The sequence below is a fragment of the Lactobacillus taiwanensis genome (assembly GCF_017894345.1).
GTDB classification, from domain to species: Bacteria; Bacillota; Bacilli; order Lactobacillales; family Lactobacillaceae; genus Lactobacillus; species Lactobacillus taiwanensis.
Map to the genome: position 1 here is coordinate 538,940 of NZ_CP059276.1, position 24,836 is coordinate 563,775.

General features: G+C 34.0%; 24 protein-coding genes and 2 pseudogenes. 19 read left to right on the forward strand and 7 right to left on the reverse strand.

The window, feature by feature from the left end; all coding sequences use genetic code 11:
- Positions 1-488: 488 nt before the first annotated feature.
- From H1A07_RS02570 to H1A07_RS10450, 3 genes and pseudogenes are all read left to right on the forward strand, one after another.
- Entirely contained in the window at positions 489-1,484 is a 996-nt protein-coding gene (locus H1A07_RS02570; protein WP_094503431.1) for a class III bacteriocin, read from the forward strand.
- Between the two features lie 22 nt (positions 1,485-1,506).
- A complete protein-coding gene (locus H1A07_RS02575) occupies positions 1,507-2,073 on the forward strand; it encodes a DNA-3-methyladenine glycosylase I (RefSeq protein WP_094497313.1) in 567 nt (188 codons plus the stop codon).
- Positions 2,073-3,081, forward strand: a pseudogene (locus tag H1A07_RS10450) (AEC family transporter). Before H1A07_RS02575 ends, H1A07_RS10450 begins: the two are co-directional and overlap by 1 nt.
- A gap of 39 nt (positions 3,082-3,120) precedes the next feature.
- On the opposite strand, the gene H1A07_RS02585 reads toward H1A07_RS10450, so the two are convergent.
- A complete protein-coding gene (locus H1A07_RS02585) occupies positions 3,121-3,876 on the reverse strand; it encodes an MIP/aquaporin family protein (protein ID WP_210145267.1) in 756 nt (251 codons plus the stop codon).
- 202 nt (positions 3,877-4,078) lie between these two features.
- Between H1A07_RS02585 and H1A07_RS02590 the strand changes: the two genes are divergently transcribed.
- Together H1A07_RS02590 and H1A07_RS02595 are read left to right on the forward strand one after the other, a co-directional pair.
- The gene (locus H1A07_RS02590; RefSeq protein ID WP_210145268.1) at positions 4,079-5,557 is read left to right on the forward strand and encodes an MFS transporter; all 1,479 of its coding nucleotides are present in this window, start codon (positions 4,079-4,081) and stop codon (positions 5,555-5,557) included.
- A 105-nt stretch (positions 5,558-5,662) separates the two neighbouring features.
- On the forward strand, positions 5,663-7,114 hold the full coding sequence (locus H1A07_RS02595) for an MFS transporter (RefSeq protein ID WP_210145269.1): 1,452 nt from the start codon (positions 5,663-5,665) through the stop codon (positions 7,112-7,114).
- 63 nt (positions 7,115-7,177) lie between these two features.
- Here H1A07_RS02595 and H1A07_RS02600 read toward each other — a convergent pair whose 3' ends face one another.
- Both H1A07_RS02600 and H1A07_RS02605 read right to left on the reverse strand, forming a co-directional pair.
- On the reverse strand, positions 7,178-7,741 hold the full coding sequence (locus tag H1A07_RS02600) for a hypothetical protein (protein ID WP_210145270.1): 564 nt from the start codon (positions 7,739-7,741) through the stop codon (positions 7,178-7,180).
- Positions 7,742-7,852: 111 nt separating this feature from the next.
- On the reverse strand, positions 7,853-8,371 hold the full coding sequence (locus H1A07_RS02605; RefSeq protein ID WP_094517325.1) for a TetR/AcrR family transcriptional regulator: 519 nt from the start codon (positions 8,369-8,371) through the stop codon (positions 7,853-7,855).
- A 110-nt stretch (positions 8,372-8,481) separates the two neighbouring features.
- Between H1A07_RS02605 and H1A07_RS02610 the strand changes: the two genes are divergently transcribed.
- Together H1A07_RS02610 and H1A07_RS02615 are read left to right on the forward strand one after the other, a co-directional pair.
- Positions 8,482-10,254 (forward strand): oleate hydratase, encoded by a 1,773-nt coding sequence (locus H1A07_RS02610; protein WP_210145479.1) that lies wholly within the window; start codon positions 8,482-8,484, stop codon positions 10,252-10,254.
- Positions 10,255-10,429: 175 nt separating this feature from the next.
- Positions 10,430-12,160 (forward strand): glycoside hydrolase domain-containing protein, encoded by a 1,731-nt coding sequence (locus tag H1A07_RS02615; protein WP_244974158.1) that lies wholly within the window; start codon positions 10,430-10,432, stop codon positions 12,158-12,160.
- A 9-nt stretch (positions 12,161-12,169) separates the two neighbouring features.
- Here H1A07_RS02615 and H1A07_RS02620 read toward each other — a convergent pair whose 3' ends face one another.
- A complete protein-coding gene (locus tag H1A07_RS02620) occupies positions 12,170-12,748 on the reverse strand; it encodes a hypothetical protein (protein WP_057718821.1) in 579 nt (192 codons plus the stop codon).
- A gap of 93 nt (positions 12,749-12,841) precedes the next feature.
- On the opposite strand from H1A07_RS02620, the gene H1A07_RS02625 reads away from it, so the two are divergent.
- The 3 genes from H1A07_RS02625 (at position 12,842) to H1A07_RS02635 (ending at position 14,131) form a co-directional block, all read left to right on the forward strand.
- Positions 12,842-13,168, forward strand: coding sequence for a helveticin (locus tag H1A07_RS02625; protein ID WP_210145271.1), 327 nt, complete (start codon positions 12,842-12,844; stop codon positions 13,166-13,168).
- Between the two features lie 228 nt (positions 13,169-13,396).
- Positions 13,397-13,825 (forward strand): GNAT family N-acetyltransferase, encoded by a 429-nt coding sequence (locus H1A07_RS02630; RefSeq protein ID WP_057718823.1) that lies wholly within the window; start codon positions 13,397-13,399, stop codon positions 13,823-13,825.
- Between the two features lie 93 nt (positions 13,826-13,918).
- Positions 13,919-14,131, forward strand: a complete 213-nt coding sequence (locus tag H1A07_RS02635; protein ID WP_094503384.1) for a P-loop NTPase family protein — start codon at positions 13,919-13,921, stop codon at positions 14,129-14,131.
- A gap of 43 nt (positions 14,132-14,174) precedes the next feature.
- Here the strand turns inward: H1A07_RS02635 and H1A07_RS02640 are convergent, their stop codons facing one another.
- A complete protein-coding gene (locus tag H1A07_RS02640) occupies positions 14,175-14,963 on the reverse strand; it encodes a Cof-type HAD-IIB family hydrolase (protein ID WP_210145272.1) in 789 nt (262 codons plus the stop codon).
- Positions 14,964-15,052: 89 nt separating this feature from the next.
- Here H1A07_RS02640 and H1A07_RS02645 point away from each other — a divergent pair, with 89 nt between their 5' ends.
- Positions 15,053-15,481, forward strand: coding sequence for an AraC family ligand binding domain-containing protein (locus H1A07_RS02645; RefSeq protein WP_210145273.1), 429 nt, complete (start codon positions 15,053-15,055; stop codon positions 15,479-15,481).
- A gap of 286 nt (positions 15,482-15,767) precedes the next feature.
- On the opposite strand, the gene H1A07_RS02650 is transcribed toward H1A07_RS02645, so the two are convergent.
- Positions 15,768-17,099 carry a solute carrier family 23 protein gene (locus H1A07_RS02650; protein ID WP_210145274.1) on the reverse strand — a complete coding sequence of 444 codons (1,332 nt, stop codon included), beginning with the start codon at positions 17,097-17,099 and terminating at the stop codon, positions 15,768-15,770.
- A gap of 243 nt (positions 17,100-17,342) precedes the next feature.
- On the opposite strand from H1A07_RS02650, the pseudogene H1A07_RS02655 reads away from it, so the two are divergent.
- The 8 genes and pseudogenes from H1A07_RS02655 to H1A07_RS02690 all read left to right on the forward strand — a co-directional run.
- A pseudogene (locus tag H1A07_RS02655) lies at positions 17,343-17,783 on the forward strand (family 1 glycosylhydrolase); the annotation flags it as partial.
- 109 nt (positions 17,784-17,892) lie between these two features.
- Positions 17,893-18,981 carry an AAA family ATPase gene (locus tag H1A07_RS02660; protein WP_210145275.1) on the forward strand — a complete coding sequence of 363 codons (1,089 nt, stop codon included), beginning with the start codon at positions 17,893-17,895 and terminating at the stop codon, positions 18,979-18,981.
- A 132-nt stretch (positions 18,982-19,113) separates the two neighbouring features.
- Positions 19,114-19,299 carry a hypothetical protein gene (locus H1A07_RS02665; protein ID WP_210145276.1) on the forward strand — a complete coding sequence of 62 codons (186 nt, stop codon included), beginning with the start codon at positions 19,114-19,116 and terminating at the stop codon, positions 19,297-19,299.
- A gap of 93 nt (positions 19,300-19,392) precedes the next feature.
- Positions 19,393-20,313, forward strand: coding sequence for a glutaminase A (gene glsA / locus H1A07_RS02670; protein ID WP_210145277.1), 921 nt, complete (start codon positions 19,393-19,395; stop codon positions 20,311-20,313).
- Positions 20,314-20,530: 217 nt separating this feature from the next.
- On the forward strand, positions 20,531-21,526 hold the full coding sequence (dhaK, locus tag H1A07_RS02675) for a dihydroxyacetone kinase subunit DhaK (protein WP_057718830.1): 996 nt from the start codon (positions 20,531-20,533) through the stop codon (positions 21,524-21,526).
- 12 nt (positions 21,527-21,538) lie between these two features.
- Positions 21,539-22,123: a dihydroxyacetone kinase subunit DhaL gene (gene dhaL, locus H1A07_RS02680; protein WP_210145278.1), complete on the forward strand. Its 585-nt coding sequence runs from the start codon at positions 21,539-21,541 to the stop codon at positions 22,121-22,123.
- Positions 22,120-22,491 (forward strand): dihydroxyacetone kinase phosphoryl donor subunit DhaM, encoded by a 372-nt coding sequence (gene dhaM / locus H1A07_RS02685; protein ID WP_094497337.1) that lies wholly within the window; start codon positions 22,120-22,122, stop codon positions 22,489-22,491. The genes dhaL and dhaM overlap by 4 nt, the downstream gene beginning before the upstream one ends.
- Positions 22,492-22,751: 260 nt before the next feature.
- The gene (locus H1A07_RS02690) at positions 22,752-23,372 is read left to right on the forward strand and encodes a phosphatase PAP2 family protein (RefSeq protein ID WP_057718833.1); all 621 of its coding nucleotides are present in this window, start codon (positions 22,752-22,754) and stop codon (positions 23,370-23,372) included.
- Positions 23,373-23,461: 89 nt separating this feature from the next.
- On the opposite strand, the gene H1A07_RS02695 is transcribed toward H1A07_RS02690, so the two are convergent.
- Positions 23,462-24,817, reverse strand: a complete 1,356-nt coding sequence (locus H1A07_RS02695) for a C45 family autoproteolytic acyltransferase/hydrolase (RefSeq protein ID WP_210145279.1) — start codon at positions 24,815-24,817, stop codon at positions 23,462-23,464.
- Between the last annotated feature and the right edge of the window lie 19 nt (positions 24,818-24,836).

Genomic DNA, 24,836 nt, shown 5'->3' on the forward strand with positions numbered 1-24,836 from the left:
ATTCTCCAGAAAATAGTGCATAGTCAGTAATTAAAGTTAAGCTACTAAGGACTAATCCCCATAGAATAGCTTTAAGTTAGGGATTTTCAGCAGGAATGATAGTCAAGTTTGAACGCTGCGAAGCACCTCTTCGATAGTGAGTGGATAAGCACCTAATTTTTTTACTAAGATTCCAATAATGATTCCCATGGGGATGCAAATAGGAAAGGGATAAACAGTATGCAACGGAGAATGTATATGATGATCAAAATATCCTCAAATGAAATCAATAATGTAATTGATAACATTTAAATATAAGGCAGTTAAAATACCAATGATAAAACTCCAGACTCCACTAAAGATAATAATATTTATTTTTTTAGATATTATCTTAATGAACTTCTATATAAATAAGATTTATGAAGCAGTTTACTTTATTTGTTGTCTTGATTCAAATCACTCATAATAAATTTGAGGGTAGGATGAATAAAGAAAGGATTTGTCCAGTTATGATTGGTAAAGAAACTCAAATACGTTTAGTAAATAAATTAGAAAATATACATCATGTTGTTGTTCAATCATCGGCGCTCGTCGGGAGCAATGTTTTTGCTTTGCAACTACTTCATAAACAGAGCGATGTTATTGTTTATCAAACTCCAAATGATAGTGGAACTGTGACCTTTGATGAAAATCATCCAATTTTATTCTTGAAAGGGCCAAATTCAGCTGGAACTGCTGGCGGACATACTCAGACTTGGGTACAAAGTGGAGAAGACAATAAGTGGTTTGTTGGTACTAAACCTAAAAGGCATGGGAATACTTATTGGACCACGCAAATTGCTCGAGTAGCAGTTTCTGGATATCAGACGCAAACATTTACTAATAATACCGATTTACCGCGTTTGTCTTATCTTAATCGTGCAGGCTCAGGTTATGGTGATGGAAGTGTGGCTTATCCTGGAAAAGATTTAGTTAGAGTTGAAGCTGCTGTATCGCCCAATGGTCAGTATTTTTTGATTGCTAGTATAGATAATAGTCATATGGGACACTTCGCCATTTATAATCTTAATGAAGTGAATGAGAAGCTAGATGCTGCAGAAGAAACCTCTGAAGATATTAATATTCAAGAGTTAACCTGTCTAGGTGCTTTTAACGTTCCGCATTTTAATGATCAAAAGATTCTGTCTATTCAGGGTTATGCGATAGATGATAACAAGGATATTTATATTTCAAGTCAACCTAGTCCGCATACGACTTTTTTAGGATTTCCTAAGCAAGGAAAACCACGTGAAATAGTCAAAATTCCCTGGGGAATATCTAACGCAGATAAGTGGTCTGTAGTTAACTTAGACAATAGTTTAAAACTTGATGCTTTAGATTTTTGTACTGAATTTGAGGGCATTCAAGTAACTAGTGACTGCCTTTATTTAACTGTTGCCTATCATCAGCGTAATAGCGACTTAACGACTTTGATGAATAGAATATATCAAGTTGAGAAATTTTAATATAAAAAATGGGGTGATAAAAGTGAAAGTAAAGCGATGCAGTTGGGGAAATAGTAAAAATCTTGTATATCAATATTACCATGATAAAGAATGGGGAAAACTTAATTTAAATTCGAATTACTTATATGAAATGCTAGTTTTAGAAAGTTTTCAATCTGGTTTATCATGGGAGACTATTTTAAATAAAAGAGAAAATTTTCGAGCTGCTTTTGCAAATTTTGATTATCATAAAGTGGCTAAATTTAATGAACAAGATTTTGAAAGATTAATGCAAAATAAAGGAATTGTTCGCAATCGTTTGAAAATTAATGCAGCAATTAATAACGCAAAAGTTTTGTTAAAAATGGAAAAAGAAGGACAAACTTTGGAACAATTTTTAATTAAATTTATTCCTGAACCAATAATTAACCATCCTCAAAAAGTTGAAGATGTTCCAGCTTCAGATGAACTATCTAAGCAAGTTTCAAGGAAAATGAAAAAATTAGGGTTTAAGTTTGTTGGACCAGTAACGATATATTCGTTTTTACAGGCAGTGGGATTAATTAATGATCATATAGATAGTTGCAGTTTTAAAGATGGAGGAAGGTAATGGCTTTAATACTGTCGACAAAACAAGTAGTAATTATGTTCATTTTGATGATTATTGGTTGAGTATGTTATCAAGTTAAGTTTTTGCATGGGCAAACTGTTAAAGATTTAACCAAGATTCTGTTATATGTGATATCACTCTGTTTAATTGTCAATTCTTTTCGACAGTCATTTTCAAAAATACGACTATTACAATTTGGTTTAGTATTTTCACTTGTAGCTGGTTTATTTGTCTTTAGAATTATTATTAGTAGGACAATTTTTAATGAGAAGTGGGTCAAGAATCACCAGAAAAGAACAGTTTTGCAATATGCCGGTACCTCTACTAATGCTGGGTGGTTTATGGGAGTGCCATTAGTACAAGCGATTTTAGGAACTAAGGAGTCTTTTTTGCAGCTCTTTATTTGATTGTTTATAACATTTTCATGTGGACGCATGGAATTAGGATATTCACATAAAAGAAAAAGTCATTTAGAGAAATTTTTCAGCAAGCCGTGATAATCCTAATATTATTGCGGCAGTCATTGGGATGGTTTTGTTCATAACACAGTTTAAATTATCTGATGTAATTTCTGATCCGATGAATTATATTGCTAATTTGAATACCCCTTTAAGTATGATTGTAATCGGTACAAATCTTGGTGCAATTAATTTAAAAGAGGATTGGTATGATAAGTTAGCCTGGAGCGGAATTTTTATTAGAAACTTATTTTTCTCAATAGTTATTTTAGGGATCTTATGCGTTTTGCCATTACCAGTAATTGCCAAAATGACTACTCTAATTATGGCAGCTTGTCTAGCAGCCGGAATTGGAGAAGAATTTTTATGTAGAGTCCTACTGTTTAATTTATTTACTAAAATCTTTGAAAGTAAAAAATACGTTTTAGTTTGGGTCACATTAGCTTCTTCGTGGGGAGCGATTTTGTTGATGTTTGGTGTAGTAATAATTATTTCTTTAAGTTCTATTTATGCATTTAATAGACGGACTAATACAGTTTTTGGGCATTAAAAAAGCAGATCAAAATGATCTGCTTTTTTACATACTTAATTAAAGTCCAAAAGGAATCTTGTAAAGGAAAATTCCAATAATTGCACCTAGGATAGGAGCAACAACAGGAATCCAGCCATAACTCCAGTGTGCGCCACCCTTTTTATTAGGGATAGGCAATAATGAGTAAACAAGTCTTGGACCAAAATCACGTGCTGGGTTAAGAGCTGGACCAGTTGGACCACCAAGAGCCATAACTAATGCAGTGATTAAGAATCCGACACCGATATTAGCAATATCAACAGCTTGCTTGAAGAACATCCCCTTGTAAAGGCCAATTGCTACAAACATTAAAACTGCAGTACCAACTACTTCGGAAACGAAACCGTTCCACTTGCTGTTAGTACAATCGCTAGTGGCAAAACAAGAAAATACGATATCAGGATTAGTAGATTCTTTAAAGTGTGGCCAGTAAACGGCTAAAACAAGCAATTGACCACAAATTGCACCTAATAATTGGCAAGCAATGTAGGGAGCGACTTGTGACCATGGAAAGTTACCAGCAGCTGCTTGGGCAATTGTAACTGCTGGGTTAATATGGTTACCTGAAATTGAACCAAATAGCATGGCAGGAAGCATTACACCAAAGCCAAAACTGAAGGCAACCAAGATCCAACCACCGTTAGCTTTGCCATCAGGAGCATTACCAGTTGTACCTTTTAAGAAAGAATTTGCAACTGAACCATTACCAAATAATACTAAAATCAAAGTACCGAAAAACTCGGCAAAATACTTAAGCATCCAACTATGTTCCATAAGATACTTTTTCCTCTCTTGAAAAATAAGTGAAAAGTAAACACAGCTATTGATTATACCTAAGTTTGTAAAAAAATCATAGCTATTTTTTTAAGATTCTTGCAATTTTAAGCAAAAAGTTTGCATAATATAAAGATAAATGTCCAAGCTCTAGTTACTTAATGTAATAAGAGCTCTTTTTGTTATTGAGGGAAGTGCTTGAATGAATAAAAAACAGATTACTATGGTAACAATAGCGCTGATGCTAGGGAATGTGATGGCTGGATTAGATGGAACAATTACTAATACTGCAATTCCGGCAATTGTTTCAGCGCTACATGGAATCCAATTTATGGGATGGATTGTTGCAATCTATCTCTTAGGAATGTCTGTTTCAATACCTATTTGGACAAAAATTGGTGAAAAAATTACTAATAAACTAGCTTTTGAAATTGCCTTAGGATTATTTGTTTTGGGCTCAACTTTAGAAGGAATTGCCCCAAGTATCTACTTTTTCTTAGTAGCAAGAATGATCATGGGAATTGGAGGCGGTGGTATGGGATCACTGCCTTATATTATTGCGGGTTATGTTTTTCCAAATATCAAGAAAAGAACTCAAATTTTGGGGTATTTAACTGCTAGTTTCAATGGAGCTGCAATTTTAGGTCCCTTAGTAGGAGGCTGGCTAATTGATACTTTATCATGGCACTGGGTCTTTTATATTAATATTCCAATTGGCTTAATAGCTTTACTAATTTCATTGATCTACTATAAACCGGTAACACCAAAATCTGCTCCAGTTTTTGACTTGGGAGGAGCATTTTTATTGGTTACTGGACTGATTATGTTTTTAATGGGAATTCAACTCTTAGGTCTTACTGCAACTTGGATTGTTGTAGGTTTGATTTTATTAAGTATTGTCTTATTAATTTTTTTCTTTTTTCACGAAGCAAAGACAGAAAATCCAATTATTCCTCTCTCTATTTTTAGAAGTCATGATTTAAATGGAGATTTTATTTTATTTGCAACTACTTGGGGAGCCTTTATTGCTGTAAACACCTATTTACCAATGTGGGCACAGGCGCTTTTGGGAATGTCAGCATTAATGGGTGGGATGACTTTGATTCCTAACTCAATTGTTGAAATTATTGCTTCTCAAACAGTTGCCACAATTCAAGAGAAAATTAGAACATTTACGCTAGTAATGATTGGAATTGTAACCATGATTATCTCTTCCGGTGGGTTATTTCTAGCAAATAACCAAACACCTTTGTGGATGTTAATTGTAGTGGGTGCTTTTTCTGGAATTGGAGTTGGTTTTATCTTTGTGGGACTCCAAGTAAAAGTTCAAATTGATGCTGGGATGAAGGACATGGCGACTGCTACTTCAACTTCTTATTTGATCAGAATCTTAGCCCAAACTGTGATGGCAGCTGTATATGGTGTGATTATGAACTTAGCTTTAGCTAGTGGAATCAATTCGCATAGTAATATCACGATGAAGATGATGAATGAATTAAGTGATGCAAAATCTGCTAAATTATTGCCACAATATCTTTTGCCAGAAATGCGCCGAATTTTTCATAGTGGTATTCATGAAATTATGGCAGTCTCATTTATTTTGTTGATAATTGCTACTGTCTTTAATTTTTATTTCAATTTTAGGCAGCCAAATAAAAAACTTAATAGATCATCAAAATAAAGCTTGTGTTTGAGAGTTTAAGCAAGTATATTTTAGATAGATTATTAGCCTTGATTATTGCGAAGTAATTGGGGCTTTTTATTTTATAGAAAAGTAGGTGTACATATGACAAAAAAGCAGGTAACGATGGTGACATTTGCCATGGTTTTGGCTAATGTAATGGCAGGATTAGATAGTACAATTATTAATACTGCAATTCCCGCCATTATTGCGGATTTACATGGAATTCAATTTATGGGGTGGATTATTGCAATTATGCTTCTGGGCATGTCCGTTTCAACACCAATTTGGACCAAAGTCGGCGAAAAAATTGGCAATAAAGCCACCTTTGAATTGTCGTTACTCTTTTTTGTTTTAGGCTCTCTTTTTCAAGGCTTGGCTGACAATATGTATTTCTTTCTTTTGGCACGTGCCTTAATGGGAATCGGTGCTGGAGGTATGGGATCGCTGCCTTATATTATGGCTGGCTTTATTTTTGACAATATTAGGACAAGAACTAAGATTCTAGGATATTTAGGTGCTGCTTTTAGCGTAGCGGCGATCGTAGGACCATTAGTAGGTGGCTATTTAGTAGATTCTCTTTCCTGGCACTGGGTCTTTTATATTAATATTCCAATCGGTTTATTAGCGATCTTATTATCACTAATCTATTACCGTGAGGGAGAGATTAAAGAAACACCGAAGTTTGACGTGCTTGGTTCATGTTTAATCATTGCGGGGCTAACATCACTTTTATTGGGAATTCAATTGCTAGGTTTAACTAAAATTTGGATTGTTACAAGTTTAATTGTTGCAGGTTTATTATTATTAATCTTATTCTTTGTGCATGAAGAGGGACATGCAAATCCTGTAGTTCCAATTAGCATGTTTAAAAATCGGGCTTTAGTTGGTGATTTTTTGCTTTTCATTTTTAGTTGGGGTGCATTTTTAGCAATCAATACATATTTACCAATGTGGGCACAAGGTTTGCTGGGGACAACTGCTCTAATTGGAGGAATGACCTTAATTCCTAATTCTTTGGTGAATGTTGTAGGCACTTTAGTAGTTAATCCATTAAAAGCTCGCTTTAATAATCGAACTCTGCTCTCAATGGGATTAATTTGTATTTTGATTTCATCTCTTGGCTTGGCGCTGGTTCCGCAAAATGCCAATATTTGGTGGCTTTCAATTCTTGGAATGTTTTCAGGATTTGGTGTTGGTTTTATTTTTGTCTTACTTCAAATAAAAGTCCAAGTTGATGCTAGTGAGAAAAATATGGCGCCAGCAACATCGCTTTCTTATTTAATTAGGATTTTAGCTCAAACTGTGATGGCAGCTGTTTATGGTGTAATTATGAATATGCAACTAGCTAAAGGTGTAATTGAAAATTCGGGTATAACGATGAACATGCTTAATAAATTGAGTGATGCTAATTCGGCTAAGAACTTACCGCAGAATTTGTTGCCAACGATGAGAAATATTTTTCATTTAGGCCTTCAAGAAATTATGTGGTGTTCAACTGGATTACTTATAATTGCAATTGGATTGAATTTTATTTTTAATAAAAATACTAAATAAGAAAAGAGCTGATAGACGAGTCCTGAAGTTGGGATTGTCTATCAGCTTTTTCTGTATTATTAATTAATTTACTTTTTCTATTTTTCCAACTGCAATTGGAAGAGTAACGTGTGGACCATATTTTGCTACGCTGCCTTGGACAGTGTTGGGAAGCGATAGGCTCTCGGGCACACCGTGAATATAAACTACGCGCTTATCTAAAGCTAGATCAGTTGTGTTAAAGATTTCTTTAAAATGCTTCTTTAATTCATTTAAAGGAACATCAGCTTCGTATAGATAGTGACCAGATTCATCAGCATGGGGATAGGAATCAGTAGGAATATTAATTTTTTCAGGATTTTTATTGAAAGGAACCATTGTTGTACCTGACACTGGCTCAGTTTCTGGTAAATCAATAAATCCATCTCCATTTAAGTCATTGTCCATTGTTGCTACATGAGCATCTTTACCATCAGGGAAACCATGGAAGTGTTGCCAGTGTTCGATGTTTGCTGGAGTGTCGAACATTTCAATCATAATATGTAACGTATCTTGTTCCTCATCTTCAGTAAAAGTAGCAGTTCCGTGAGGAGAGCAAGCTATTTTTTCGGCATTAAGTGGTCCAATTTTAGCAATATATTTTTTCATTTTAATTTCCTTTCTAAAAAATTAAACTTTCAACTGTATTATAGAAAGCAAAATTGAAAAGAAGAAAATATTATGCTTAGAAATTATTGCTAGATAATGGTAGGAGAAGAATTAGCTATTAATGACGATATGATTCTCAATGTATGATAAGAGTTCACTAACTGGCTTTTGATAATTATGACCAACCCACCAGATTAAGAGCATGTAAATGCCACCTGATTGGTAGCTAATCGCATAGGACGGAAGTTTTAAATTAGGGTGAGAATAATTAATTAGCTCTTTTAAAAATTTAGTTTGCTGGTTAAGTAATTCTCCTTCTAAGCCCGCATTAAGAAATAGTTTCATTAGGTCGGGGTGATCTTTAAAAAAATTAAAGTAGACAGCTAGTTGATCCTTAAAGTCAGTTAGCTTGTGGTCTGATAAATCATCAATGAATTTTTGATATTGATCACGTAAAAAAGTAATTAAAATTTGATCTTTTTGTTCATAGTTACGGTAGAAAGCCATCCTAGAAACCCCAGCATGTTTAGTTATTTGAGAAACATTGAGAGAATTATAGGGATGCTTTTTTAATAATGAAAATAACGCATTTTCGATTTGGTGTTGTGTTTTAAGACTTTTTTTATTCATAATTATTCATCTTCTCTAAAAAAACTATGTTTGACAAATGTAAGCACTGTCATTATGATATAAAGTGTAAATAGTTACAAGTGTAACGATTATTGAAAGAAGTGTGTGTTATGCATTATAGCAATGGAAATTATGAAGCTTTTATAAATGCAGAAAAGCCAAAAGATGTAGATAATAAATCAGCTTATATTGTTGGATCAGGATTAGCTGCTTTAGCTGCAGCTGTTTTCTTAATTCGTGATGGCCATATGAAAGGTGACAAGATTCACGTTCTTGAAGAATTAGCTCTCCCTGGTGGAAGTATGGATGCTATTTACAATGTAGCTGATCAAGCATATGTAATGCGTGGCGGACGTGAAATGGAACCACACTTTGAAACCTTATGGGATTTATTTAGATCAATTCCATCACTAGATTATCCTGATCAGAGTGTTTTAGATGAATTCTATCGTGAAAACAGAAAAGACCCATGTTACTCTAAGACCCGTGTCATTGAAAACCGTGGTCAAGAACTACCAACAGATGGTGATTTACTTCTTTCACCAAAGGCTGTTAAAGAAATCTTGAATTTAGTAATGACACCAGAAAAGGACTTACAAGATAAGAAAATTAATGAGGTCTTTGATGATGAATTCTTTAAGTCAAACTTCTGGTTATATTGGCAAACAATGTTTGCATTTATGCCTTGGGCAAGTGCAATGGAAATGCGTCGTTACTTAATGCGGTTTGTACAGCATGTAGCAACTTTGAAGAATCTGTCTTCACTTCGCTTTACTAAGTACAATCAATATGAAGACTTAATCCTGCCTTTAATTAGTTACTTAAAGAAGCACGGGGTAAAGTTCCACTACGACACAATTGTAAATAATATTATCGTTAACCGTACTGAAGATGAAAAAGTTGCCACTGAAATTAAGATGACTGAAAAAGGTGAACCAAAAGTTATTAAGTTAACTCCTAATGACTTAGTCTTCGTAACCAATGGTTCAATTACCGAAAGTACAACATATGGAGACAATACACACCCAGCTGAACAAAAACATGAACTTGGACCAAGTTGGCAATTGTGGAAGAATTTAGCAGCTCAAGATGAGGACTTCGGTCATCCAGAAAAATTCTGCGAGAACATACCAGCTGCTAACTGGGTGATTTCTGCTACAGTTACTTTCACTAATGATGATATTGTGCCTTATATTGAAAAGGTTAATAAGAAGGATCCACATTCTGGTTCAATTGTAACTAGTGGACCAACCACAATTAAAGATTCTAATTGGTTACTTGGTTATTCAATTAGTCGTCAGCCACAATTTCATAATCAAAAGCCAAATGAATTAATCGTTTGGCTGTATGGGTTATACTCAAACACTAAGGGTAACTATGTTAAAAAGACAATGCCGGAGTGTGATGGTATTGAACTTTGTGAAGAATGGCTTTATCACATGGGAGTTCCTGAATCTGAAATTAAGAAGATGGCAATTGATGCTACTACAATTCCAAACCATATGCCATATATTACTTCTTACTTTATGCCACGTGCATTAGGGGATCGTCCAAAAGTAGTACCAGACAAGTCTAAGAACTTGGCCTTTATTGGTAATTTTGCTGAAACTGAAAGAGATACTGTCTTTACTACTGAATATTCCGTACGTACGGCTATGGAAGCTGTCTACACTTTGCTTAATGTAGATCGCGGTGTTCCTGAAGTATTTGCATCTGCCTTTGATGTAAGAATGTTAATGAATGCAATGTACTACTTAAATGACAGAAAGAAGTTAACTGAGCTTGATTTGCCTTTACCTGAAAAACTGATAGTTAAGGAAGGCTTGAAGAAAGTTAAAGGAACCTACGTAGAAGAGTTGCTTAAGAAATATAAGTTAATTTAGTAGGTTGAAAATTTAAATAGTTAAAAAGCTTTACTCGTTTTGATGATGAGTAAAGCTTTTTTGATGTAGAATGAAAAAATAAAAAAAACGCTGGACATTACTATGCTTATAAAGAATTAGTCCGACAGATTTTACCAGTAAATTTAATGATAATCTAACTTCGGCTATTAAAGAATTGCAAAACGATGCTGGTGTAACAGTTAGTGGTAAATTAACTGTTAATCTAATGGCTGCTTTGTTTGATATGAGCGCTTTTGTTTTAATTGAAGGCCAAGGTAAAAGCGGTGTACGTTCAATGCAGAGATATTTAAATGGTAAATATAGCGATGAATTAGGGATTTTACCTTGTGACGGAATTTACCAGCGAGCAACAAATACAGCTTTAATTTTTGCACTACAGAAAGCTATTGGGATTGCTGGTGCTAACGGTAATTATGGTCCCGGTACAATTGCTGCTACTCCAACTGTTAGTCAAGGTGCCAATGGAGAAGTAGTGAGAATTATCCAGTATGGTTTATATGTAAATGGATTTTACGATGGTAGCTGTAATGGTAATTATACAAGCGAAGTATCTAACGCTGTTGTCGCATTCAGAAAGTTTATGAATTTGCCACCATTTACAGGAACATCAGACTTAACAGTGATTAAAGGCTTATTAACAAGCAATGGTAATACAAATCGCGATTCAATTGCGTTAGATACTTCTACTCAATTAACTTCAAAGGACGTAACTAATTTTAAAAACTATGGTTTTAGTATTGTGGGGAGATACTTAACTGGTTCAGTTGGAGCAGGGGTCTCTAAAAGAGATAAGTATTTAACAGCTGCTGAAATTAAGAAAATTACTGATGCTGGTTTAGCAATTTATCCTATTTATGAAGATGGTGGATATGAGATAGAATATTTTAGCAGAATACAAGGATATCGAGATGGTATCAAAGCGGTCAATCAAGCATCTAAATTAGGCTTTCCTGCTGGAGCAACAATTTATTTTGCGGTAGATGTAGATATTCAAGATGGTGATATCGATGGGACAGTTGTTCCATATATGGAAGGAGTAGTATCAGCTCTTGCGTCTTCTAGATATAATCCAGGCATTTATGGAACAAGAAATGTATGTCTTCATGGTGAAAAAGTTGGAATGAAGTATAGCTTTGTGGCTGATATGTCATATGGCTGGAGCGGCAACTTAGGCTTTAAGATGCCAAAAAATTGGGCCTTTGATCAGTTTGTTGAATATACTATTGGTGGAACGCCAATTGACCAAGTGGCTGCTTCAGGTAAAGATAGTGGTACTAAATATTTCAGCCCGGGTACTGAAAATACAATTTCGGTTTCAGATGCTTTAGATAATATTCGTAAAAATTTAGATAATAAATTTGCAGTTGATTTAAATAAAACAATTACTATTTCTAATGGTCCAGCTTTAAAGGTGACTTTAACAGCAACAGACAGTTTTTCAGAAGTAGGATCTTCGCCAGTATTCACAATTAGTAATGGAGAATTAAATTCAGCAAATATTACTAATTGGCTAGCTAATACTTACGGATTAAAACCAGAGAAACTTGGCATTGTAGTCAATGGTGCTGGTACATTAGTGGAGTCCTCAAAAATTACTGCTGGAAATATTTCTGTTAAGGTGTCAGCTAATAGTAATGACGAGTATAAATTATCCTTTATTTGTAATGTAATTAAAGAGGAGGACAAATTATTAGACAACGAACTTTCACTTATCATTGATTTGACAATTAAACCATTACCATTTTTAAACGGTATCCCTAACTTAAATGTAAATCTATCTGCTGAAGATGCGGGCCGAACTGTGGTATTAATTGGTATTGCAGCCTTAGCTCTAGTAATTACGGGAAATCCCGAATTGCTTCCTGTAGCAATTGCTGCTATTTAAATTACACTATTAAAATCTAAAATAGTATTTACATCTATTTTTTATTGTTAAAAATAATTTAGTTTTTTTGAGTACTGTATTATTTTGAGATTTTGAAATTATTTTTATAATTACCTTCTGATGATGATTATTTAAATTAGAATCTTTAAACGAACTAATAATATACATCTTTTTTGTATTAATAAATATGGCAGTATCTAAGTCTAAGATTCCAGCAGAATTAATATTTTTTGATGAGATATTATATTTATTTTTCAGAATAGAAATATCTGAATTTGATAAAGAAAATAGAGAAATTAATGTTGGAGTTGGGTATTGTTGGGCCCAAAAAAATGCAGCATAGATTGTTATGATTAACGGAGAAAATATTCCTAATAAACAAATTATTTTAGACAAAAAATTAGCATTATTTAAAGATAATATAAAAAATATAGTTGCTAAGAAATAAATTATATGTATAAAAAAACGTGTAAAGCGAGACTTTTGGGGTACATAGATTAAATTTAGAAAAAACACTAGCCATGTTGCCTTAAATACATCCCATTTAGTTAAATTGGAAACAAAAATAGGGTTATCTTGTGAATTCATGAAAAACACCTTTCGAAAGTTATAGATGTTACGATTTTAAAAGATGAAAAGTTGAATGTCAAAATTAATTAGTTTAAAGAAAAGAGGAGAGGATTGAGTACAAAGGACTATATAGAATTAGTAGAGCTGGCTTTATGGATTATTAGTATTATTAGTGTGACTGTATTAGGATATGTTCATTTTAAGGAAAAACAACAAATATATTTTATCCAACTTGCTAGACAGCTAATGATTGATTATGTATATTTTTATGATAAAGAACTTATCTCAAATGAGAAAAAGTTAAATAATGTAGTAAGAGCAGTTGTGACCAGCTTAGAGAAAAAAGGATTCGTAGTTTCTGAAAATGATGTAAAAAATATCATTGCTGGTATTGAAAAGATAGTAACTGACTTACGATTTAAACAGATTAATAGTTAAAGCAATAGGGGCGAGCAGACAAGCTTGTCCCTATTTTGTATAGCATTAGAAATTTGATTTTTAAAGAAAAGTATTTTTTAATTAGAGAAGTAAATTATATTAATAGAAAAGAGAAGGATTCTTATTTTAGACGAACAAGCCGCCCGATGGGGCTCTAAGAATTATCATAAAGTTAAAGATTTATATTATAGTGCTTTTCCGGAATGGGAAAGATTCTCATGGATCTCAATGGTATTAATGAGCTTGCGAAAGAAACTTCAACTTAATGCCGTTTATGATGGAGAAATATTTTGCGGGATGGTTTGTTACTATATTAGTGACAATACTGTTTATTTGGCGTACTTAGCTGTTGAACCAGAATTACGTGGCAATGGATATGGGAGCAGAATTTTACATATGCTTGAAGAAAAATATCCAGATCAGCAAATCGTATTAGATATTGAACCGCTTGATCCTGATGCAGAGAATTATCATCAACGTGTTAGTCGTTTGCGTTTTTACCAGAAGAATGGTTGGCGTAGAACGCACCAGATGTTGGTTGACGCGGATGGTGAATTTGAAGCCTTAGTTGATCAAAATCACTTTGATAAAAAAGATTTTGCTAAGACATTGAAGCAAATGAGTTTAGGTTTTTATCGATTTAGAATTGAAAAATAATATTTGCAGTCACTCAATTATTGAGTGGCTGCTTTTTTATAGAAAAGTATAAAAGAGTATAAAGCGGTTTATAGTAATAAATGAGGAAAAATAATGAATCCATTTAATCCAACATTTGGTGATGTTCCTAAAATATTTTTAGATAGATCGAAACAGCTAAATACCGTAATCAAGGGCCTTGAGGAACCTGTAAGTCCATATCAAACTACTTTTGTTTATAGTTTACGTGGATCAGGTAAAACTATTTTTTTGAGTGATATTAGCAATCAGATGTCTAAAAAAGATAACTGGGTTGTGATCAATTAGATTGGCATTTTGAAGCATGGGGATTGCTTCAAGCTTTTTGTTATTAGAGAATATTATTTTCAATGTAAGTAAGAACACCTTGTTCATTATTGGAAGTAGTTGTATGATCTGCAACTTTTAAAACTGCTGGATCCGCATTTGACATCGCTACGCCATCTCCAACTTCTTTGATCATTTCTAAGTCATTTCTACCATCACCAAAAGCAGTCATGTCAGAAAGAGAAATTCCTAAAACTTGGCCTAATTCAGCTAAACCATGAGCCTTATGGATCTCTGGTAAAATCAGGTCAATTTCGCCATGACCACTACTTGTTACATTACAATAGCGGCCGAGGTTCTTTTTTAAGAAGTCTACATAATAATTTGTTTTTTTGTCCGGACAGGAAATTGAAAATTTGAGTACTTTATCATCAACCTCATTAAGGTTATGTATTTTCTTTAAACGATAGTAGTATTTAGTAGAAATTTCGTAATAATCATCTGTAAATTGAATCGGAAAGTAAGCACTTTTTGCACCTGAGATTAAAAATTGTAATTCAGGTTGTTTTAATAAAAAATCTTCGATCTGTTTAACTGTATCGTTTGAGAAAGCATGAAGTGCTAAAATTTTTCCTTTATTTCTAACTAAAGCACCATTTTCTGCAACATAGATTACATTAGGAAAATCTTTAAAGAAAGTAGTAATTTGATAGTATTGATTACCACTAGCGATAGTGAATTTAATATCTTTCTTTTCTAATTCATGATAAATTCGAGCAAATTTTTCTTTATCGTAGGTTTTATCATCTCTTAAGAAAGTACCGTCCATATCTACGGCGATTAATTTTGTCATTTTAAATCCTCCTCATATTTTTTACATTATTAAGATACCATCTATAAATAGAAAAGAAGTATCATTTTCGTAATTAAGAAGTAATTTTTTTGAAAGAGATTACAATAGTTGAACATGAAGGAGTTCAAAATAATCAAAGATTGCCTTTTTATTTTTACCACAGCGATCAGGCAATTCAGTCAGAGCATTGGCATCAAGGAATTGAACTTAATTATTTAATTAAGGGAAAGGATCTACGTTTTGCACTTGAAGGTAAAACTTATCACTTTAATAGTGGTGATATTTGGCTTGTTAATCGAAGAAAGATTCATAGTTCATCTGGTAAAGAAGAAAATTGGGAATATAAAGGTTTGATTATTGATGATGATTTTTTATTAAGTCAATATCCTACAAGTATTAACTGGACCCTTGATCTGTTAGAAAAAAATATCACTGAGAATAAAACTTCTTATAAAAAGTTAGAAAAAGAAGTTATTGAACTCGGTAAATTACGCCATAAACCATTAACTGATGCTTGAAGATTTATGATTTTAAGTCATTTGATGAGAATTATTGTTTTGCTTGATCAAAATTTTAATAAAGAAGAGCAGGTTACTAAAAGTCCTAATCTTCCACTGGGAGATGAAATAATTAAATATATTAATGATCATTTTCAAGAAGATATTCAGGTTGACGATATGTTGCATTTACTTTGCTATTTTTTAAGGAATACGTATTGCAGCAATATAGATTTGAACAAGAAATGAACTACTAAAAAGGCTAGAATCCACATTACACGGATTCTAGCTCTTTTCATATATTCAACTAATTAAAGTATTTTTGTTCTTTTTCTTTCTTTTCAGCTTCTAGCGCCTTTTCACTGGCAGCTTTCTTAGGTAAAATCCAGTTCATTAACATACCAAAGATTGTACATAAGGCAACTGAAGTTAATTGGAAACTACCAAGTTGTAAATAAGCTCCACCGATACCAATAACTAAAATAACAGAAGCGATTAACATATTACGTTTTTCGCCAAAGTCGATTTTATCATCAACTAAAATCTTTAGCCCATTAGATGCAATCGTTCCAAACAGTAAGAATGAAATACCACCGATAACTGGCATTGGAATTGATTCGATGACTGCAGCAACTTTACCAACAAAACTAAAGACAATTGCAAATACTGCAGCTCCTGCTAATACCCAAACTGAATGAACTTTGGTCATAGCTAAAACACCGATATTTTCACCGTAAGAAGTAGTCGGAGGACCACCGATAAAACCAGCAATAATTGTTGAAAGACCGTCACCCATCATAGTACGGTGTAAACCTGGATTCTTAAAGAAGTTTCTCTTAGTTAGGGAGTTAAGAACCATAATATGTCCCATATGTTCAGTCATTGTAACAAAGGCAATTGGAGCCATTGTTAAGATAGCTGCTGGATACCATTTGAAGTGGTAGCTAATTCCAGGCACATCTAAAGCGGGCATTGAGAACCAAGCAGCTTTTACTACTCCTGAAAAATCAACTATTCCTAGAACACAAGATAGAGCGTAACCACAAACGATTCCAAGCATAATTGAAACCAAACTAGTAAAACCTTTGAAGCACATTTGGAAAATTAAGGTCATGACTAAGGTAAAGATGGCAACACCGAAGTAGGTTAAGTTGTACTTCGTCCCCTTCATCATGGCATCGTTGGCAGCAGTAGTTGCAAGAGATAGTCCAATTACGATAATGATTGGTCCCACAACAATTGGTGGTAAGACTTTGTTTACCCAATCAGATCCAATCTTTGCAATAACTAAGGCAACAATAACATATACTAACCCAGCCGCAATTGCACCTTGAGCAATTGCAGGATACCCGTCTTGTCTCATTAAGGCCTGCATAGTAGCAACAAAGGCAAAACTAGAACCTAAGTATGCCGGAATCTTAAAGTGCGTTAGCACCATATGAACTAAAGTACCGACACCAGATGAAAGAAGTGCAATACTTGGGTTGATACCGACCAAAATTGGAACAAGAACAGTTGAGCCAAACATGGCAAACAAGTGTTGCATGGATAACAAAATTCCATGTCCAAGTTCTGGCTTTTCGTAAACGTCTAAGATCGCATCATCATTATGGAATGTGTCTTTAGGCATTTTTTTCATTTTTTCCTCCTTGAAAATGACGATTGGATGACCTAAAGAAAAAACGACTATCTGAAGAATTGCCTCTAAGATAGTCGTTTCTGTTTAAAACTATAAAAAATAGTTTACGCGCAGATTTCCTTGATAGCCTCACGGGACTATATTAAAGGTCATCACATTTGTTTCTTTTTATTTAACTAAGTTATAGGAAAAAAGTCAAGCGTAAAATTTGATTGTTCTAACTAAGGTACGGACGTCAATCATATGAAGGGTGCTGGTAAAGAGATTCATCCTAAGGATTTGCCTTCAACTGATTGGGACTGGATTATTTATCCACAAGGGATGTACGATCAATTAAAGCGTGTCTATGATGATTATCCATTAGTTCATTCGATCTATATTACTGAAAATATCATGGGTTATAAGGATAAGTTTGAAAGTGAAGATAAGATAATTGATGATACTCCAAGAATTGATTATCTAAGACAACATACGGAAGAAGTTGCTAGGGCAATTGAAGCTGGTATTCCAGTAAATGGTTACTTTGTCTGGTCACTTCAAGACATGTTCTCTTGGACGAATGGTTATTCAAAGCGTTATGGTCTATTCTATGTCGACTTTAAGACGCAGAAGTGTTACGCAAAGAAGAGCGTATATTGGTATAAGAAATTAGCTGAAATCCGAGAAATCCCTCCTATTGATTAAGAAAATAATCATCTGTAAAAAGCTAAGTACTGAATGAAAGTACTTAGCTTTTTGATGGAAAAGTTTAAAAGAGTTTAAAAGTAGATATGAAGTTTAAAAGAGTTTAAAAATGAAAGAAAACATTAAGGTGAATAATCCTTTTAATCCGACATTTGGTGATGTCCCTAAAATATTTCTTGATACAGATACTAGAATTAATGATTTAATTTCTAAAATTAAAACTAGTGATTTTGCTCGTTCATTTTTTATTACTGGCGTTAGAGGTTCAGGAAAGACTGTCTTTTTAAACGCAGTGGCTCAAAAATTGGATCAAGATGATAATTGTTATCGGATTAACCTTATTAATAAAGATAACCTAGTCGCAAGTTTAACAAAAAAGTTAGCTATCAAGACTGAATTTGCTTTTCAAAAAGCTTTAAATAATGTTAATTCAATTACTGTAAAAGGAATTAATATCGATTTGAACAGTTCTGAAACAGAATATGATATTGTTTTAGAAAAAATACTAGAAAAAGTAAAAAGACAAAATAAATACGTGGTTGTTACAATTGATGAAATTACTAATACCGAAGCAGTAAGAGAATTTGCACAAGTCTTCAATGAATTAAAGGGAGATAATTTACCGATCTTCGTTTTAATGACAGGACTTCCAGATTTGATTTTAGATATTCAAACTCAGAATAAATTGACATTTTTGCTTAGATCAGAAAAAATTCACACATTACCGTTAAAAAATGCAGATATAATTGCGGCATATAGTTCTGTGTTTAATTGCTCTTTGAGTGTAGCAAGTCGTATGGCGAAAATGACAGGTGGTTATGCATTTGCCTTTCAATTATTGGGATTTTTATTGTTTGATCAACTAAACGGAAAAATCCTCGAAAGTGCAGATCTTGATAAAGTTTCAATTCCATTTCAGTTGCAACTATTTGACAATGCATATCAGAAAATCTTTATTGATCTATCTGAATGGGATCGCAAGTATTTGCTGGCAGTTATGGGAAATAGACGACTTCGAGATGTAGTAAAGATTTTAGGGAAAGATAAAGTATTTGTAGCTCAATATCGAAGAAGAGCTATTGAGCGTAAATTGATAATCCCAGCCGGATATGGACTAGTACAATATACGCTTCCGTATTTTGATGAGTATTTGAAACAAACTGAAGATCCCGATTCAGCTTATTATTGGGGATATTAGGAACAATATTTGGGGGAGATAAATTCAAATGACGATTGTATACTTTGTAAGACATGCTCAACCGAATATAGATATTCATACTGGTGCCACGCGTCCACTAAAGTGTAAAAGGATTAGAAGATAGAGAAAAACTTGAATAAGACTATTATAGTGGGGAGTCATGGAACAGCTATAGGAACAATAATCAATTATTATGATTCTAGTTTTACTTATGAAAAATTTGTAAAAATTCAGCCATTAATGCCATTTGTTATAAAAGCTGAATTTAAAGGCTTGGTATTGAAGGAGTATCACGTAATTGATTTAGATTTATTTTAAGAGGATAGTTTTTATAATCTTAAATATTTCACCTAATCAATTGAATCGACTATGCTTAAAGTGAGAGTGTATTTTCATAGAAAAGAGATAGCTATGATTCAATTAGAAAAATTAGTTAAGAAAAATTTACCTAAAGAAAAAGAAGGAAAAGTTGCTAGCTATATTCCAGCTTTAGCTGAAGTTAATCCTAAGCAACTCGGAGTTGTTTTATATGATTTAGAAGATGGTGAAGTAGGTGAAGCGGGCCAAAGTGAAGTACGCTTTGCGATTGAAAGTATTTCTAAGGTGATTACCTTAATACTTGCTATTAAAAAGATGGGCATACAAGAAGTATTTAAACATGTAGGGTCTCGTCAAACAGGCTTTGCTTTCAATTCAATTCTAAATATGGAAATTGAAAGATCTAAGTACCCTTTGAATCCTTTTATTAATGCTGGAGCAATTGCTACAACTTCGATGGTAGTAAGTAAGACTGGTGACGATGCATTTGAAGAAATCTTAGATTTTGCTCGTGATATTTGTAATGACCCAGATCTTTACTTAGATCAAATAATTTATCATTCTGAAAGAAGAACAGGCAATCTAGATCGGTCATTAGCATATTATATGGAATCTAAAAACATGATGCTCGGGGATGTAGTAACTAGTCTTGATACTTACTTTAAGCAATGTTCAATGATGGTTACTGCGCGTTCTTTAGCAAATTTAGGTGCTGTTTTAGCTAATGGCGGTATAAAACCATGGGATAACAAACGTATTATTTCTGATGAAGAAGCTCGTTGTATTAAGTCATTGATGATGACGACTGGCCTATATAATCAATCAGGAACGTATTCACGACTAATTGGTGTGCCAACAAAAAGTGGTGTTGGTGGTGGTCTGATGTCAGCTGCACCTCATAAATATGGAATTGGGATCTTTAGTCCAGCCTTAGATAAAGATGGTAACAGTATTGCGGGCTTAGATTTGTTAAGAGATGTTGTTGATGGATTAGAATTAGATATATTTGATTAGGTAAAAATTTTGTATAAAAAAGCTAAGTATTTTCACTATTTTTTATAGTGAGTGCTTAGCTTTTTTCAATATATGAATTAATTTAAATAGTAATTTTAGCAGATCTATGAAAAATAGTTCTGCTTTTTCTTTCCAAATAATAAATTAAACTTATCGGCACTATTACGTTATAATAATATTGTGAAAGTGGTTTCAAAAAAGAAAAGAGATAAAAACAATGAAGAAGATTATTAATGATCCACACAATGTTGTTGCAGAAATGGTTTCCGGAATGACTCGTTCATATCCTCAATTTATTGAAAAAATTCCAGATACTGAAGCTGTTGTTCGGTCTGATAAAGAATCAATGAAAGGAAAAGTTGGTATTATCAGTGGCGGCGGTTCAGGGCATGAGCCAACGCATGCCGGATATGTTGGTGAAGGGATGCTAAGTGCTGCTATCTGTGGTCAAGTTTTTACTTCACCTACGCCTGATCAAATTTATGCGGCAATTAAGGCTGCTAATCAAGGTCAAGGTGTCTTCATGGTAGTAAAAAATTACTCTGGTGACATCATGAATTTTGATATGGCTAAGGATTTAGCCGATATGGATGATATTCCTGTTAAATCAATTGTAGTTGATGATGATATTGCAGTTGAAAATAGTTTATACACTCAGGGACGTCGCGGAGTTGCGGGTACTTTGTTTATGCATAAGATTCTAGGTGCAGCAGCCCAACAAGGTGCTAGCTTAGATGAAATTGAAGAATTAGCTAAAAAAGTTTTGCCAAATATTAAGACAATTGCTGTAGCACTTTCTGCAGCTACTAATCCGGAAGTTGGTAAACCTGGTTTTGTCTTAAAGGAAGATGAGATTGAATATGGAGTGGGTATTCACAGTGAACCAGGATACCGCCGTGAGAAGATTAAGCCTTCAAAGGAATTAGTTGAAGAGCTTGTTGGTAAATTAAACGATGAAATGCATCTTGATGGCAGTAAAAAGTATGCTTGCTTAGTTAATGGGATGGGGGCTACTCCTTTGATGGAGCAATATATTTTTGCTAATGATGTTTTAAATAAGTTAGATGAATTTAAGATCAAGCCAAGTTTTATGAAAGTTGGAAACTATATGACTTCACTTGATATGGCTGGTATTTCTTTAACTTTGTTTGAGATTAAAGATGACAAGTGGCTTGATTACTTAAACTTCCCAGTTAAGACTATTGCTTGGTAGAAAGGAATAAAAATGACATTAACAGTTGATACGTTAACAAGTTGGATGAATAATTTTGCTGATAAGATTGAGGTAAATAAACAATATTTAAGTGATTTGGATACACCAATTGGTGATGGAGATCACGGATTTAATATGAGCCGAGGAATGAAGGCTGTTAGAGAAAAATTAACTACAAAGCCTGTTGATTTACAAGCTGGTTTCAAAAATATTGCGATGGCTTTAATTTCAACCGTCGGCGGAGCCTCTGGTCCGTTATATGGGACGGCTTTTCTAGAAATGGCTAAAAAGAGTAGCTCAACAGATGATCTGGGAGAGCTTCTTAAAGCTGCTTTAGCTGGAATTCAAAAGCGTGGCGGTGCAAAGCCAGGAGATAAAACGATGATCGATGTTTGGAGTGAATTGGTACCAGAAGTAAAAGCCGGCACTTTATCCAAAGATAAGATTGAAAGGGCCGTTGAATCAACCAAGGATATGGTAGCCAAAAAGGGACGTGCAAGTTATTTAGGCGAGCGTTCAAAAGGGCATGTTGATCCAGGTTCTGAATCAAGTGGATATTTATTTGAAGCTCTGCTTGAAACGGAGGGTTTACTATGAGTCTAGGTATTACGATAGTTTCTCATGTTCCAGAAATTGCGGAAGGATTACCTAAGTTATTAAAGCAAGTAGCAGGTGATGTTTCAATTACTACTGCAGGTGGTACTAACGATGGCGATATTGGAACAAGTATGGAAAAGATCATGCAGGCTTTTGATGATAACGAAGCTGACAACATTTTAGCCTTTTATGATTTAGGTAGTGCTAAGATGAATCTTGAAATGGCGATGGAAATGAGCGATAAAAAAGTTCATTTATATGACACAGCTTTAATTGAAGGAGCATATACAGCCGCGTCTTTAATTCAAGCTGGGGTTGGTTTAGACGAGATTGAAGCACAACTCAAACCATTGACTATTAAAGATTAAATTAACGATAAAGAAAAAGTAGGATATTTACTAGATAGGTAGTGAATATCCTACTTTTTTAATAGCAATAATAAAAAAAGCTAATCACAAGGATTAGATAAACTCAACAGTCGTCTTAAGTGACGATGATTGGAGTTAGTGCCTGGTACTCACTAGCTCCTTTTCTTTAATTATTTTATGATGATTTTCAACTATGACCAATGATTTTTAAGCTCATAGTGGTAAAATAAGAAAAAACATTATTGAAAACAGGAGTAAAAATGAAAAGATATTCAAAAGCGATATATTGGGGCTTACCCATTAGTTTGATTCTCGCCATTTCGATTATTTTACACTTAGGTTGGATTAATGCCTTTGATAATTTCTTTGAAGGATTAGTTCATATTGTCCCTAATTTAAAGGGATTGATGCTAAAGATTACATTTTTAGCAGATACCAAAGTTGACTTGATCTGGATGGTATTAATTGCAGTAATCTTATGGTTTAGAAAGCAACGTCCTCTTGCGACTAATTTAGTTTTAACAATGATTACAGGGGATGCGGTAGGTTGGATAATTAAGCACTTGATTCAAAGAGCTCGTCCTGTACAACACTTAGCAGTTGATGATGGATTTAGTTTTCCTAGTGGTCATACTTTAGGTATGGGAATGATTGTTATTTGGATCATTATGGTACTTTTGCCAGTAGTTTTGAAAGATAGAACTAAACGTTTTTGGATTGATTTTCTATTGATTGTTTGGTTAGTCATCGTAATGATTTCTAGAGTATATGTCTATGCTCACTATCCATCCGATGTTTGCGGTTCAGTAGCAATTGCCTTAACTTGGGTTGGTGTAATGCAATTTGTTTTTGAAAAACTTAAACAAATAGTAGACAGATAAATAACAAAATAGGGTTAAGCGTAATGCTTAACCCTATTTCTATGAGTAGTTTTTATAATTTTATTTTTGATTAAGTTAGTTGAACTTATCTAGTCAAATAGTGTCCATGGCTGACTTGGTCTATCATAGAGATAACCTTTTTGCCAATTCCATTCAGGATGCTGCTTCATAAAGTCTTTTGCATCAAATGGTTCACCATCAGCTCGGCCGAAGATACCCCACATATTCAGGTTTTGAATATCAGTAGCATCTGCACATTTACCATCACATGAACCACCTGGGAAGAAAGGTACATTCCAGACGCCATGTGGATCGTCAGCATAGTATTGTGGGTCAACGTCATAATGAGCACAAATATTACGTGAAGAAGCACATTGATATCCTAAGTATGGATCGTACTTGTCCGCTAAGATCTTCTTGGCAACTCCATCATCAATCGTACCAGATACTTCAGGTAATAATTCTTCAAAGCGTGCTCTACGAGCACCAGTTTGTTGACGAGTGTCGTTATAGCCATTGTCAACACACTCAAGGTTACGAATACGTGGATTGTGACAAGCATTACAGCCATAATAGAACCCGTCAGTTGATTCGAGTAATTCCTGATGCTTTAAACCTTGTTCATAACGAGCGATCTCACCAGTATTGATATTGCAAAGAAGCCAAATATTTGCGTAACCGCCATTATTACCTTCATTGACTAATTTTACCCATTGATCGATATTATTCGCATATTGAGTAGCTTTACGAGCTCTAATAAATTCTGGAATTCCATTTACGTCGTAACCAACGAACCCAGCAATAGTGGTTTCAGTAATTCCAAGGCCAGCATCTGTTACATAGAAGTCGGTCATTGAATCAAGATAGCCTGGAACAGTTTGCATCTTAAATGCATGGCCATTAGTTGGATGAACCTCTTCACAGACGTTAAAGTACTGACCACTCCAGAAATCATCAAAACTTTCATGGGCAATTACTGGTTTACCATCTTTAGTAGCTGATCCTGTTGCAACGAATCCAGAGCAGTGAGAACCACGTGGACCTTGTGGTGGATTATTGGAATAGTTAGCAGCAACTTGCGGCCACCAATAGCCTGTTAGTTCCATCCAATCATTCCAGCCAATAACGTCATCAACACTGGTTTCAAAGCCATTGGCAGTGAAGCCATCCGCCATTCCTTGCATTTCTTCTAAATATTCTTCAGGAATTTTATCTTTATGCATTTTGACAGCTTGTTCTACAAAGAAGGAATAATCCATTCCATATAATTCAAGAGTCATATGTGTATAAACCCGAATTGCATCTCTAAATTCATCAGTTAGAAGGTATCCATGTTGAAAGCCAATTTCATAGGGGTCACCTTGAACTGTTAAATAATGCCAACCATTAACATCTTTTTTAGTAGCTTTTGCAACGATTTTGTTTTGCGCATCTGTTAATACCATAGCATTCACCTTCATTTTA

Bases quoted from the DNA above. Each gene is read 5' to 3' on its own strand.
- H1A07_RS02570 (WP_094503431.1), top strand. From the start codon at position 489: ATGATTGGTAAAGAAACTCAAATACGTTTAGTAAATAAATTAGAAAAT.
- H1A07_RS02585 (WP_210145267.1), bottom strand. From the start codon at position 3,876: ATGGAACATAGTTGGATGCTTAAGTATTTTGCCGAGTTTTTCGGTACT.
- H1A07_RS02590 (WP_210145268.1), top strand. From the start codon at position 4,079: ATGAATAAAAAACAGATTACTATGGTAACAATAGCGCTGATGCTAGGG.
- H1A07_RS02595 (WP_210145269.1), top strand. From the start codon at position 5,663: ATGACAAAAAAGCAGGTAACGATGGTGACATTTGCCATGGTTTTGGCT.
- H1A07_RS02600 (WP_210145270.1), bottom strand. From the start codon at position 7,741: ATGAAAAAATATATTGCTAAAATTGGACCACTTAATGCCGAAAAAATA.
- H1A07_RS02605 (WP_094517325.1), bottom strand. From the start codon at position 8,371: ATGAATAAAAAAAGTCTTAAAACACAACACCAAATCGAAAATGCGTTA.
- H1A07_RS02610 (WP_210145479.1), top strand. From the start codon at position 8,482: ATGCATTATAGCAATGGAAATTATGAAGCTTTTATAAATGCAGAAAAG.
- H1A07_RS02620 (WP_057718821.1), bottom strand. From the start codon at position 12,748: ATGAATTCACAAGATAACCCTATTTTTGTTTCCAATTTAACTAAATGG.
- H1A07_RS02630 (WP_057718823.1), top strand. From the start codon at position 13,397: ATGGTATTAATGAGCTTGCGAAAGAAACTTCAACTTAATGCCGTTTAT.
- H1A07_RS02635 (WP_094503384.1), top strand. From the start codon at position 13,919: ATGAATCCATTTAATCCAACATTTGGTGATGTTCCTAAAATATTTTTA.
- H1A07_RS02640 (WP_210145272.1), bottom strand. From the start codon at position 14,963: ATGACAAAATTAATCGCCGTAGATATGGACGGTACTTTCTTAAGAGAT.
- H1A07_RS02650 (WP_210145274.1), bottom strand. From the start codon at position 17,099: ATGAAAAAAATGCCTAAAGACACATTCCATAATGATGATGCGATCTTA.
- H1A07_RS02660 (WP_210145275.1), top strand. From the start codon at position 17,893: ATGAAAGAAAACATTAAGGTGAATAATCCTTTTAATCCGACATTTGGT.
- glsA (WP_210145277.1), top strand. From the start codon at position 19,393: ATGATTCAATTAGAAAAATTAGTTAAGAAAAATTTACCTAAAGAAAAA.
- dhaK (WP_057718830.1), top strand. From the start codon at position 20,531: ATGAAGAAGATTATTAATGATCCACACAATGTTGTTGCAGAAATGGTT.
- dhaL (WP_210145278.1), top strand. From the start codon at position 21,539: ATGACATTAACAGTTGATACGTTAACAAGTTGGATGAATAATTTTGCT.
- dhaM (WP_094497337.1), top strand. From the start codon at position 22,120: ATGAGTCTAGGTATTACGATAGTTTCTCATGTTCCAGAAATTGCGGAA.
- H1A07_RS02690 (WP_057718833.1), top strand. From the start codon at position 22,752: ATGAAAAGATATTCAAAAGCGATATATTGGGGCTTACCCATTAGTTTG.
- H1A07_RS02695 (WP_210145279.1), bottom strand. From the start codon at position 24,817: ATGGTATTAACAGATGCGCAAAACAAAATCGTTGCAAAAGCTACTAAA.